The sequence below is a fragment of the Streptomyces sp. NPDC057565 genome, assembly GCF_042801455.1.
Lineage (GTDB): Bacteria > Actinomycetota > Actinomycetes > Streptomycetales > Streptomycetaceae > Streptomyces > Streptomyces yanii.
The window spans coordinates 450,400-463,461 of sequence record NZ_JBHVFU010000001.1 but is presented as its reverse complement, the minus strand read 5'-3'; the positions used below and the strand labels follow the sequence as shown (position 1 = coordinate 463,461).

The window sequence follows — 13,062 nt, the reverse complement described above, 5'->3', positions numbered from 1 at the left end:
CCGGTGTGTCAGGCACGGGAACCTCGTCGCGTCGTGGGGCTGGGCTGCGATGCCCAGATCAGGCCACGGTCCAGTGCTGCGGCCACGGCGCCGGTGCGGCTCTCCACGCCGAGCTTGGCGAAGACACGGACCAGGTGGGTCTTCACCGTTGCCTCACTGATGAACAGCGCGCGTGAAAGCTGACGATTCGACAGTCCTTTCGCCAGCAGGACGAGAATTTCCGTCTCGCGTGGCGTCAGAGTGGACTGCGGTGCCCGCCTGCGGCCGGGCGGCTGAGTGGCGATGGGCACAGCCAGCACCGTCTCGCCGGTCGCGACGGCCTGTACCGCGCTGATCAGCTCGTCGACCGGTGCGTCCTTGAGCAGGTAACCGGTCGCACCCGCCTCGACCGCGGCAAGGATCTCGGCATCGCTCCTGTAGGTGGTGAGGATCAGCACCCGGGGAGGATCCGGCAGGGCTCTGATCCGGCGGGTGGCCTCGACACCGTCCATGCGCTCGCCGCCGCCGTCGCCTGTCGCATCGTCGGCGGCATCTGGCACCTCGCCGATACCGGCGCCCATGCGCAGGTCCATGAGGACCACGTCGACGTCCGTCGGCCCGGCAACCGTCCGCAGTGCCTCGGCGCCGTCCGCCGCCTCACCGACCACCACGACCTCGGGGACGTCCTCGAGCAGCGCGCGCAGACCGCAGCGCACCACCGGGTGGTCGTCGACGATCAGTACACGCACCTGCGGGTGGGACTTCCTGGGCTCGGTCACGATGTCCCCCCGCTCGGCATCGGCAGGCTTGCGGCGACCACCGTTCCCTCACCGATCGTGGACTCGACGGTAAGCACGCCGCCAAGCTCCGCCATCCGCTGGCGCATCCCGTGCAATCCGAAGCCACCTCCGCTGTCCTGCCGGGGCAGTTCCGGGTCGAACCCCTTGCCGTCGTCGAAGACATCGAGGGTCACCCGGTCGTCCAGATAGCACAGACTCACCACGCACGTCGTGGCGTGCGCGTGCCCACGTACGTTGGCCAGCGCCTCCTGGGTCAGGCGCAACAGCGCCACATCACACTCGGAACCCAGGGGGTACGGCTCCCCGTGCAGATGGAACGCAGTGCTCGGACCGCCGTCGGCACTGCGGTCGAGCAGTCGGCGCAGCGCCTCGGGCAGTGGTGTCTCGACCAGGGGCAGCGGGCTCAGCTCGTGCAGGAAGCGTCGGCACTCGGCGAGGTTCGCAGTGGCGACCTCAGCGGCAGCAGCGGTCCGCTCCCGCGCGAGCGAGGCATCGGGCGGCAGCGCGGCATCGGTGGCGCGTAGCAGCATGATCACGCTCGACAGGCCTTGCGCGACCGTGTCGTGGATCTCCCGGGCCAGCCGCTGGCGTTCGGCCAGCCGACCGGCCTCCCGCTGTGACGCGGCCAGCGCGTCCCGGGTGACGACCAGCTCCTCGATGAGCGCCAGTCGGGCCTCGCTCTCCCGATGCAGCGCCTGGTACCCGAGCACCAACAGCGTGGAGACCAGTGCACCCATCACCGGGCCTGCCACCTGGGGCGCCTCCAGCACGCCGGCCTGGGCCTCCCTGGCAGCGACCACGACGGCAGTCCCCACGGCGACAGCCGGGATAGCCAGCCGCAGGGGCAGAACCTGGACATACAGAGCGAACAGCGGGAAACCCAACCAGCTGAATCCCGCACTGAACGCCATGAGACCGGCCCACACCACGGTCAGAGTGCCGAGCCAGCGCAGCACACGGCCCGGGCTCACGACGGCCGTGCCGACAGGGCCGACGCGAACCTTGCGGCGGTCAGAGCCTGCAGGCCGGGCGCGGTCGACGAAACCCACCGCGTACGTCGCGGCGAGGAGCACGGACAGGGCCACCACGATCGACGCGTCCCGGTCCGACAGAACCGCGCCCGAACCCATCACGACCGTGAGACTCAGAACAAGCGAGGCAACGAACAAGCCGTTCAACGCACGCCGCAAGGACCGCGGCATGGCGTACGCCGCACATCCGGGCTGCCCAATTATCATTCGCGCCTCACTCCTGATTCCTTGCGGGCGGTCAGCGCAGACTATGCCGCGCATCGGCCAGGAACCCGTCCATCATTTGGTTGATTCGAAATGGTGCTTGATTCTTAACTGTCCCGAAATGCTGCACTTTCCAAGACCGGCCTAGAGCACATGGATTCGTCCTCCCCGGGGCAGATATGAGCGGCGTGACTTGTCATGCCCACCGCATGCCGCCTCGAGAAGCGCAGGAAGGTCCGCCCGCAGGGTGTACCGCGGGTGACCTGGGATCAATGCGGAAACAGTCCGGACGATCAAGCAGCCGGCGTCCCGCCGGTACGGGTAGGGGTGGGCTCACGTCATATTTGCGGCATGGAAGAAATACGCCAAGGTCCATTGGTTGCCCACAGCCTGATCAACCGTCAACATCTTTCTGATGCGGCAGAGGACATTCTTTGTCGCGACGAACAGGAGGCGCTCGTGCATCCCCACGCCATATTCACGGCGAGCGAAAGCACGGCGTCTCAGAAGGCCTGGGATCGAGGCGTACACCGAGAAGGCCGGTGCTCGGACGGCGGCGACTGCCGCCGATACGACCGCCGGAGTGCTCGACGGCCAGCACCCGGAGGTGTTCGATGTACCCGGAGCTCCAGCACCTCGTTGACTCACTGACGGCCAAGCTGTCACGCCCGGCGACCGTCGAGGACCGCCGACAGCGGCTGGTGGTCCACAGCCGGCACGACGAGCTGCCCGACCCGGTACGCCATGCGTCGATTCTGCAGCGCTGCGTATCCGCCGAGGTGTTGGCATGGCTGCGACGGTTCGAGCTGGCCAAGGCGCGACACCCGGTGCGCATTCCCCGCAACGTCTCGCTCGGCATGCTGCCTCGGATATGCATACCGATCCGGCACCACGACCTCCTCCTGGGTTATCTGTGGCTCATCGACGCCGACGAGTCGATGGGCTCGGAGCAGATCACGCTGGCCGAAACCACCGCCCAGGACCTCGCTTCTGCGCTTCGTCGTGAGGCGCTGGCCGGCGAGCTCGCGTCGAACCGGGAGAGGGAGGCGATCAGGAACCTGCTGCTTTGTGGCGTCGATGCCCAGGCCGATGCGGCGCGCACGCTCATCGACGGCGGGCACTTCGACCCTTCCCTGGGCGTAGTCGTGATGGTGGCCCGGCCGGTGTTCACCCCCGGCGCCGAGCCGGATGACCAGGTGCGGCTCGCCCTCGAACATGCGCTCATCGACACCCGCCACCGGGTGCCGGTCAGACACGCCGTCCACCTCGTCTCCCATGGCGACGGGTTGTTGCTCTTCGGCACGGAAGGGGAGGTCGACGAGCCGATGGTGAACCGCTGCGTGTCCCACCTCGACCACGCCCTGCAGACCGCGTTGTCCGGACTCGAGCAGGTTTCGTCAACCGTGATCGGTGTCGGACAGCCACGGTCGGAGTTGGCGCAGGCACGTGACTCCTACGTCGAGGCCGAGCAAGCCGCTCGTATCGCTGCTCTCACGCCCGGCGTCAGCCGGATTGCCCGATGGTCCCAACTCGGAATCTACCGAGTGCTCGCACTATTATTCAGACAGGACCTCGGTGAGCTTGTGCTTCATCCCGGGCTCGAGCGGCTTTTCACCGATCCGGAAGCGCTGCCTCTGCTTCAGACACTGGAGACCTACCTGGATCTCTCCGGGAACGCACTCGCGACCTCGGAGCGCCTGAAGCTGCATCGCACGTCGCTGTACTACCGCATCCAGCGCTTCGAGTACCTGGCAGGCGCGAACCTCAAGGACGGCAATGAACGTCTCTGCCTGCACCTCGGACTGAAACTGGCGCGGTTCACCGGCCGCTACCGGCCTGTCGGCTGAACCCCCGGTCCCGCGACGCCCCGCTGCCCGCCCCGCAGTCTTTGGCCTCATCTACGCCGGCTGCAGAACGGGGCGGCCGAGAAGGGCGACGGCCCCGCCATCGGATCGGTGGCGGGGCCGCGGCCTGTGTGTGCGGGGCGGCCTGGCCCCGCACACAAGCGTCAGGTCAGGGGCAGTTGCGGTCGGGTTTGAGAGAGAAGTCGGCCATGGTCGTCATGCCTTGCTTGATCTTGACCGTTCGGGTCTGCGACGCCCAGCCGTCCTTGGCAGCGATCACCGTGAGCGGATTGTTGCTGACGTCGAGCCAGAGTACGTACTGGCCGTTCTTGTCGGTCCTCAGCGTGTAGCTCGCCGTCTTCGAGGTGATCTGCACAGTCGCTCCGATCAGCGGCGCCGACGTGCCGGTGCAGCCGACCCCGGTGATGGTCCCGGTGACCTTTCCCCAGGTCTTGGGCGGGTTCACCGTGAGCGCCACCGGCACCGAGGGGATCGCCCCGTACGGGGTCTTCGCGCTGAGTGTGAGTTCCGCGGTGAACGTGCCCGGCTGGGTGATCTCGGCGACGTTCGCGTTGAAACTCACGTTGACGTCAACGCTCTCGCCCGGCTGGATCGTCACCTCCGTCTTGTCCACCGAGAGCCAGGGCGTTGCGACGCATTCCTCATAGCCGGGCAGCAGCTCGGATTGCCTGCCCGCGTCCCACCCTGCGGGGGAACCTCCGATCTTGTAGAAGCCGCAGGCGGAGCCGGCGCGGTAGACGGTGTTGTTGGAGTTGGGCAGCGCGGTCCAGGTGTCGGAACCCGGGTCGTAGCTGAAGCCCTGGTTGGTGATGGTCGTCTTGTTGTTGGTCACGCCGCCGGACACAAGGAACTTGCCGTCCGCCGCCGAGTAGCCCATACCCCACAGGTCGGTCGGGAGGTCCGCAACGGCGCTCCACCTGCGGGCCGACGGATCGTAGCTGTAGGCGTGGTTCGAGGTGCCGGCAAACGTCGCTCCGCCTGCGCAGTACAGCTTGCCCGTGATGGTGCCGCAGCCGAGCCAGGAGATCGGCTCCGGATACGACGTGGCCGAACTCCAGGTGTTCGAGGCCGGGTCGTACGCCTGTACGTCCGTCCCGCTACAGTCGTCGTATGTGCAGCCGCCGACGATGTAGATCTTACCGTTGAGTACGGTCACGGCGGCGCCGGCGTACGGTTGCGGCATGTCAGCACCTGTGGACCAGGTACGGCTCGCCGGATCGTAGATCTCGGTCTTGTCCACCGGATACCCGGATACGCCCCAGCCGCCGAAGACGTAGAGCTTGCCACCGTAGGCGGCCGCCTGCGGCGCCGCACGGGCGGCGCTCAGGTCCGGCAGGGCACTCCACGCCTGGGCGCCCGGGTCGTAGACGTAGGCATCGTTGTAAGTTGATACGCCGTCCGTTCCGCCGACGGAGTAGACCTTGCCGCCGATGGTCGCCACGGCGTTGTCCATGACCGGTACGGGGTAGTCGGCCACCGTCGTCCACGGTGCCGCGTACGGCGTCGCCGACGGCTCGGCGCCGGCCGTCTTCGTCGTCTTGCCGGGCCGGAATCGCAGGGGGCTGTAGTGCCCCTTCACCTCCTGCAGCGGAGCACCCTTCTGCGCCGCGGCGGGCTGGTGGCTGCCCGGCTGCTTACCGATCTCGGCGGTCACCGGGGCGGTTCCGGTGTTCTTCAAGGTCACCGTGGAGCTGCCCTGGCCCTTCCAGTCGACGGTCTTGCTGACCTGGGCCGGGACCTCGATCCGGGGTGCGGGCAGAGCGAACGTGCCGTCCGTTGCCCGGTGCGGGGCCACATCGACGGTGATGTCCTGTGCGGTGTAGTAGTTCCCCACCGTGGCCGAGAACGTGTGCTCCCCGGTGAGCGAGGAGAACATCCAGTAGAAGCCGTCGCCCAAGTTCGGGTCGTTCGGCGTCGCCGCCGAGGTCGTCTTCTCCGCGGGCTTGTCGGCCGACGTCACCGAGGCGCCGTTGAGCCCGGCACCGATGTTTTTGTCGGTCACCCGGCCGAGGACCAGGCCGCCCGGTGCCGGGTCGCACGTGCGGTCGCCGAGGAAGACGTCGTCGACCTGCCACCACCACCCGAAGCTGGCGGTGAAGTGGAACCTCACCTGGACGCTGGCCTTGCCGGCAGCCTCGGACAGGTCCACGATCTCGGTCCGCGGCCCTCGGGCACTGTCGGCGCTGTGGTGCCAGACGTTGCTCCACGTCTGGCCACCGTCGACGCTGAGATCGACGTCCCCGGTCTGGCCCGAGAAGCTGTTGTAGTCGGTACGGAAGGTCAGGGACGGGTGGGTTCGCCGACTGAAGTCCATGACCGGGCTGATCAGCGAGCTGTCCTGCGTGTTTCCGTTAGTGTATTTCGCGCTGTCGATGACGGCGAAGCCCCCGGAGCCGCCGGTCCTGTTACCGCGCCTGCCGGGGTCGTTGAACACCCAGGTCTGGCCGTTGCCGACCTTGTCGTCCACTGTCCAGCCCGACGGCGCGGTGGTTCCGTCGAACGACTCGGTGGTGCCGTCGTTATGGAGGGCGTACCCGGCCGCGCTGCAGGTCTTCCAGTCGACCGATGCGTTGACGTCATGCGTCACATCCGCCGAAGCCACCTGCACATCTTGAGAGTCCCGCTTGTAGCCCGGATACAGCGGGTCGACCTGCAGTGTGTAGGTGTCGGAAACGGGCACATTCAGCGTGTACTTCCCCGTCTTGGGGTCGGTGTAGGCGACCGACGTCGGCTCGTCCTTGACCCGCACGGTCGCATAGAGCGGCCAGCCCTGGCCGGAACCGTCCTGGACCTTGCCCGTGACGTTGACGCGTGGCTTCGCGGTCAGCGCGAAGTTCTCGGTCACCGTCTGCCCGTCGGCGATCGCGACACCCGAAACGGTCTTGCCGGCGTACCCGAACTTGCTCGCGCTGACGTCATGGGTTCCGACTGGAGCGGTCAGGGTGTAGTGCCCCTGCCCGTCCGTCATTGCCGTGACGTCGCCAACGGATATCTTGGCTGCCGCCAGCGGAGTGGTGCCGTCGGTGACGGTACCCGTGACGGTGCCGTGAGGCGTGTAGCGGAACGCGGCGAGCCCGTTCGGGGTGCCGAGCCCGGTCGGCCCGTCATACCCCGCCCCTCCCTTGCACAGATATGCCGACGTGCAACCGCCGTTGCTTCCGGAGGTCACATCGTTGAGCGCGGTCGGCTGGGCGTAGGGGTAGGAGTTGGGCGCTGAACCCGTCGCCGGTGTCCCGGCCAGCGCGTAGACCGAGGCGATGATCGGGGCGGAGGCGCTGGTGCCGCCGAAGACTTGCCAGCCGCCGTGGTAGACCGCGACACCGGTATTCGGGTCGGCGACCGCGGACACATCCGCGACCGTACGGCGCGCACAGCCGGTGTCCTTCTGGAACGACGGCTTGAGGTCATACGCCGAGCAGCCACTGCCCGCGCCGCTCCATGCGCCCTCGGTCCAACCACGGGCGGTGGAGCCGTTCTTGACCAGCGACGTGCCGCCGACCGCCGTCACGTACTGGGACGCGGCCGGGTACGAGACGCCGTAACCGTCGTCGCCGCTGCTGACGGTGATCGCAACGCCGGGATGGTTGAAGTAGGCATCGTCGGCCTGGGCTTGATCGGAACCTTCGCGGCCGCCGTAGCTGTTGGAGACGAACTTGGCGCCCTGGGCCACCGCCTGGTTCACGGCCGCGCCGAGGTTGTCCAGGTAGTTGTCGTCGGCCTCGACCAGCAGGATCTTGCAGGTCGGGCATGTCGCGCTGACCATGTCGATGTCCAGCGCGATCTCCCCGGCCCACCCGGCATCCGGCGGCGGGTAGTTTGTGCCGCCGCGCTGGTCGATCTTCCTGAAGCAGCCGTTGGCCGTGGTGCACGGCGGCAGCCCGTACTGCTGGCGGTAGACGGCCAGGTCCGCCTCGGCGTTCGGGTTGTCGAACGCATCCACGATCGCGACTGTCTCAGTGGAGCCGGCGGCAGGCAGGTTGTACGCGCTCCGCAGGTCGGCCGGGCCGAAACCGGCGGGAGCAGCATCGAGCTGCAAACCCTTCACCGCGGAGACATCGGTGCGGACCATGGCCAGGCAGGACATCTCGCCGGCCTTCGACGGCTTGGCGCACACCTGATTGGTGGGATGTTGGCCGGCCGAGGTCGGGCCGGCGGCCTTCGTGGGCGGGACAGGATTCTTGGCGGAGGTAGCGGAGACGGAGGCCGCGGCCGGCACAGTGACCATCGTGAGTGCGACGACGGCGAGCGCCACGATCAGCGCGCAGACACGTCCGACCATCGCGGTTAACGCAAACGGACGCGATCTGAGACGGGCAGGTTGAGCGGAGGGAGAATGAGACATGTACAGCTCTCCTACGTACGGGGTGCGTGCAACCCCACATCGTGAATTCCTGATCGGGCAGATCTCGGCTCAGTCGCATTTCTTCAACCGCGACTCGTTTCCGCGGCCCAGCGTGACTGGAGTCCGTGATCACAGGGAGCTTGAGGCCCCAACTCGGTCTCTTTCGGCCGGATGATGACGGCCACGACCACACCGGGCTTTCCGTCGCCGTCACCTTCCAAGGAGAATTCCACGAGCATGTGCTTTCGCCACTCCGAATATGATGACGAAACGTCAAGACCATGCTCATTACCGTGCTTCGAGAAGATGAATCAACCGGACGAGGACGGAACCTTCCGGTCGCGAGGCGGTGCTCGGGTAGAAGAGAGGTTCAACAACGTACGGTGCACGAGACTTTGTTCGTCCCCTCTGCCGGATGACAGGTTCGGGTCGACCGTCCGTGCGGGCCGGGGCCGGGCCCGGCCCGCACGGAGCGTCAGATCAGGTGCAGATGTATGTGAGAGAGAAGTCGGCCGTGGTCGCCTTACCCGCCTTGATCTTGGCCGATTGGGTCTGCGACTCCCAGCCGTCCTTGGACGCGGTCACCGTGAGCGGGCTGTCGTTGACGTCCAACCAGAGCACGTACTGACCCTGTTGGTCGGTCTTCAGCGTGTAGTTCGCCGTCTTCGAGGTGATCTGCACGGTCGCTCCGATCAGCGGCGCTGCCTTTCCGGTGCAGCCGACTCCGGTAACCGTCCCAGTGATCTTTCCCCAGGTCTTGGGCGGGTTCACCGTGAGCGCCACCGGCACCGATGCGATCTCGTACGGGGTCTTCGCCTTGACCGTGAGCAGCGCGGTGAACGTGCCCGGCTGGGTGATCTCGGCGACGTTCGCGTTGAAACTCACGTTGACGTCAACGCTCTCGCCCGGCTGGATCGTCACCTCGGTCTTGTCCTCTGAGAGCCAGGGGACATCGGTCGCGCAATAGCCGGGCAGCAGCTCGGATTTATTGGTCGCGGCCCATTTGTCTTCTCCTCCGATCAAACCTCCGACCTTGTAGAAGCCGCAGGTGGAGCCGCCGCGGTAGACGGTGTTCATGGAGTTGGGCAGCGCGGACCAGGTGTCGGAGCCCGGGTCGTAGGCGAAGCCCCGGTTGGTGATCGTGGTGAGGCCGTTGGTCACACCACCGGACACGAGGAGCTTGCCGTCTGCCGCTGAGTAGCCCATCGCCCACAGGTCGATCGGCAGGTCGGCGATGCGAGTCCATTTGGCCGATGCAGGGTCGTAGCTGTAGGCGTGCTTGGTGGCGGTAGTGCCCGACGACCCGCCCGCGCAGTACAGCTTGTTCGCGATGGTGCCGCAGCCGAGAAAGCCGGCCGGTTCAGGGTAGGGCGTGGCCGAACTCCAGGAGTCCGAGGCCGGGTCGTACACCTGCACATCCGTCTTGTAGCAGCCGTTCTTGCAACCGCCGACGACGTAGATCTTTCCGCCCAGCACGGACACGGCGCCGGCGGCGTACGGTTTCGGCATGTCGGCGCCTGTGGACCAGGTACGGCTAGCCGGGTCGTAGATCTCGGTCTTGGCCACTGTAGAGGTCTCGTCCCAGCCGCCGAAGACGTAGATCTTGCCACCATAAGCGGCCGCCTGCGCCGCCTCACGGCCGGCGCGCAGGTTCGGCAGAGCACTCCACGCCTGGGCGACCGGGTCGTAGACGTATGACTTTTTTGAGCCGGGATATGTTCCGTCGGAGCCGGCGATCGAGTAGACCTTGCCGTCGAGGGTCACCACGGCGTTGTCCAGGACCGGCATGGGGTAGTCGGTCACCGTCGTCCACGGTCCCGCGTACCACTTCGCCGAGGGCTTGGCGGCCGAGGACTTGGCGGTCGTCTGCGTGGTCTTGCCGGGCCGGAACGAGACGGGCCGGTAATTTCCCTTCACTTCCCGCAGCGGAGCGCCCTTCTGCGCCGCGGCGGGCTGGTGGCTGCCCGGCCACTCACCGATCTTGGCGGTCACCGGGGCGGTTCCGGTGTTCTTCAAGGTCACCGTGGAGCTGCCCTGGCCCTTCCAGTCGACGGTCTGCTTGACCGGGGCCTGGCTGACCTCGATCCGGGGTGCGGGCAGGACGAACGTGCCGTCCGTTGCCCGGTGCGGGGCCACATCGAGGGTGCTGTCCTGTGCGCTGTAGGAGAGCCCTGCCGTGGCGGAGAACGTGTGCTCCCCGGTGAGCGAGGAGAACATCCAGTAGAAGCCGTCGCCCAAGTTCGGGTCCTTCGGCGTCGGCAGTGCGATTGCCTTCTCCGTAGGCTTGTCGGCCGACGTCACCGAGGCGCCGTTGATCGCGGCCCCGGTGTTTTTGTCGGTCACCCGGCCGACGACCAGGCCGCCTGGCGCCGGGTCGCACGTGCGGTCGCCGAGGAAGACGTCGTCGACCTGCCACCACCACCCCAAGCCGGCGGTGAAGTGGAACCTCACCTGGACGCCTGCCTTGCCGGCGGCCTGGGACAGGTCCACGATCTCGGTCCGCGGTCCCCGGGCGTCGCTGGTGTGGTGCCAGACGTTGGTCCACGTCTGACCGCCGTCGACGCTGAGATCGACGTCCCCGGTCTGGCCCGCGAAGCTGCGGTAGTCGGTGCGGAAGGTAAGGGCCGGGTGGGTTCGCCGGCTGAAGTCCATGACCGGGCTGATCAGCGAGCTGTCCTGCCTGTTTCCGACACCGTATTTCGCGCTGTCGATGCCGGCGAAGCCACCGGATCCGCCGGTCAAGTTGCCGCGCCTGCCGGGGTCGCTGAACACCCAGGTCTGACCGTTGCCCACCTTGTCGTCGACGGTCCAGCCCGACGGCGCGGTGGTGCCATCGAACGACTCGGTGGTGCCGTCGGAGTGGAGCCCGTACCCGGCCGCGCTGCAGGCCGTCCAGTCGACCGACGCATCGACGTCATGCGTCACATCGGCCGAACCCACCTGAACATTCTGCGAGTTACGCTTATAACCCGGATACAACGGGTCGACCTGCAGGGTGTAGGTGTCGGAAACGGGCACACTCAGCGTGTACTTCCCCGTCTTGGGGTCGGTGTAGGCGACCGCCGTCGGGTCTTCCTTGACCCGCACGGTCGCATACAGCGGCCAGTCCTGACCGGAACCGTCATGGACGTGGCCCGTGACATTCGCGCGCGGCTTCGCGGTCAACGCGAGGTCCTTGGTCACCGTTTGACCGTCGGCGATCGCGACACCCGAAATGGTCTTGGTCTCGTACCCGAACTTGCTCGCGCTGACGTCATACGTTCCCGGTGGGTACACGGCCAGGGTGTAACGCCCATGCCCGTCCGTCATCGCCGTGACGTCACCCACGGTGATCTTGACCCCCGCCAGCGGAGTGGTGCCGTCGGTGACGGTACCCGTGACAGTGCCGTGCGGCCCGGAACGCAAGCCCGCGACGTTCAGAAGCAGGTTGGGGGAACCGGTGCCCCGGTCGGTCACCACTCCGGTGGTGGCTGAGGAGGTCAGCGCCGCTGTGACCTGCGATGGGGTGGCGGTGGGGTCCTCCGCCAGGTAGAGCGCGGCTGCTCCGGCCACGTGCGGGGACGCCATCGAGGTGCCTGAGATGGTGTTGGTGGCGGTGTCGCCGGTGTACCACGCCGACGTGATGGTTGACCCAGGCGCGAAGATGTCCACCGTGCTTCCGTAGTTGGAGAAGCTGGAGCGGGCGTCGCCGCTGGTGGTGGAGCCGACGGTGAGGGCCTCGGTCACACGGGCCGGGGACGAATTGGCGGCATCGATGTTCTCGTTGCCCGCCGCCACGGCGTAGGTGACCCCCGAGGCTATGGAGTTGCGGACAGCGGTGTCCAGCGCAGTGTCGATACCGCCGCCGAGGCTCATGTTGGCCACCGCGGGCTTGACAGCGTTGTTGGTCACCCAGTCCACGCCCGCGATGACGCCGGAGGTGGTACCGGAGCCGGCGTTGTCGAGCACGCGTACCGCGACGATCTTGGCGTCCTTGGCCACACCGTACGACGAGCCCGCGACCGTGCCGGCGACGTGCGTGCCGTGGCCGTTGCCGTCCTCGGCGATGTTGTCACCGTCCACGGCGTCGTACCCGTAGCTGGCGCGACCGCCGAAGTCCTGGTGGCTGATATGCACACCGGTGTCGATGATGTAGGCCGTGACTCCGTGGCCCGCCGTACTCGGGTAGGTGTAGCTGCTGTCGAGCGGCAGGGCTTGCTGGTCGATCCGGTCCAGCCCCCAGGAGGGCGGGTCGGGCTGAGTGCCGGTCGCCTTGACGGCCTGGTCCTGGACGACGGACTCCACGGCCGGGTCAGCGGCGAGCCGCTTGGCCTGCTTCTCCGTCAGCTCGACGGCGTAGCCGTTGAGTGCCGTGTGGTAGGTCCTCTTGACCTTGGCACTGTACTTGGCGGCCAGCGCCTTGCCCTTGCGCGAGTCGGCGTCGGCTCCCTTGCCGAGGATCACGATGTACCGATCCTTGATGGCACCGGGTGCGCCCGCGTTCTCGATCGCACCTTCGGCCTGACTCGCCGCCGTCGCGGGCAGCGCCGGACCGACGCCAAGTATCAGGGCCGCAACGGTGACCGCGGCCGCGCCCTTGAGAGCGCGCCGGGTACGAGACATGACCGTCGTGGTTAACGCGACCGGACGCGATCTGCGCCGGGATGGTCGCGCGGAGGAAAAATGAGACATGAATATCTCTCCTACGGGTGCAATGTGCAAGCCCGGATTGTGAATTCTTCATCAGGCAGATCTCGGCTCAGCCGTACTTCTTCAGCCGCGACTCGTTTTCCGCCGCCGAGCGTGCCGCAGTACGGACTGGCGTCCGTGACCACGGTGAGCTTGAGGCCCTACTCGGTCTC

The 13,062-nt window shown here is 67.0% G+C and carries 5 protein-coding genes; 1 reads left to right on the top strand and 4 read right to left on the bottom strand.

Annotated elements, in window-relative coordinates:
* Positions 1-8 precede the first annotated feature (8 nt).
* Together ACFU8W_RS01940 and ACFU8W_RS01935 are read right to left on the bottom strand one after the other, a co-directional pair.
* Positions 9-758, bottom strand: a complete 750-nt coding sequence (locus tag ACFU8W_RS01940; protein WP_384031333.1) for a response regulator — start codon at positions 756-758, stop codon at positions 9-11.
* Positions 755-1,909 (bottom strand): sensor histidine kinase, encoded by a 1,155-nt coding sequence (locus tag ACFU8W_RS01935; protein WP_384032038.1) that lies wholly within the window; start codon positions 1,907-1,909, stop codon positions 755-757. Before ACFU8W_RS01935 ends, ACFU8W_RS01940 begins: the two co-directional genes overlap by 4 nt.
* Before the next feature lie 806 nt (positions 1,910-2,715).
* On the opposite strand from ACFU8W_RS01935, the gene ACFU8W_RS01930 reads away from it, so the two are divergent.
* Positions 2,716-3,861 (top strand): PucR family transcriptional regulator, encoded by a 1,146-nt coding sequence (locus tag ACFU8W_RS01930; RefSeq protein ID WP_384031332.1) that lies wholly within the window; start codon positions 2,716-2,718, stop codon positions 3,859-3,861.
* A 166-nt stretch (positions 3,862-4,027) separates the two neighbouring features.
* On the opposite strand, the gene ACFU8W_RS01925 is transcribed toward ACFU8W_RS01930, so the two are convergent.
* Together ACFU8W_RS01925 and ACFU8W_RS01920 are read right to left on the bottom strand one after the other, a co-directional pair.
* Entirely contained in the window at positions 4,028-8,158 is a 4,131-nt protein-coding gene (locus ACFU8W_RS01925) for a carboxypeptidase regulatory-like domain-containing protein (RefSeq protein ID WP_384031330.1), read from the bottom strand.
* Positions 8,159-8,701: 543 nt separating this feature from the next.
* Positions 8,702-12,823: a S8 family serine peptidase gene (locus ACFU8W_RS01920; RefSeq protein ID WP_384031328.1), complete on the bottom strand. Its 4,122-nt coding sequence runs from the start codon at positions 12,821-12,823 to the stop codon at positions 8,702-8,704.
* Between the last annotated feature and the right edge of the window lie 239 nt (positions 12,824-13,062).

Coding starts and splice junctions, on each gene's coding strand:
- ACFU8W_RS01935 (WP_384032038.1), bottom strand. CDS start 1,909: ATGGGTTCGGGCGCGGTTCTGTCGGACCGGGACGCGTCGATCGTGGTG.
- ACFU8W_RS01925 (WP_384031330.1), bottom strand. CDS start 8,158: ATGGTCGGACGTGTCTGCGCGCTGATCGTGGCGCTCGCCGTCGTCGCA.
- ACFU8W_RS01920 (WP_384031328.1), bottom strand. CDS start 12,823: ATGTCTCGTACCCGGCGCGCTCTCAAGGGCGCGGCCGCGGTCACCGTT.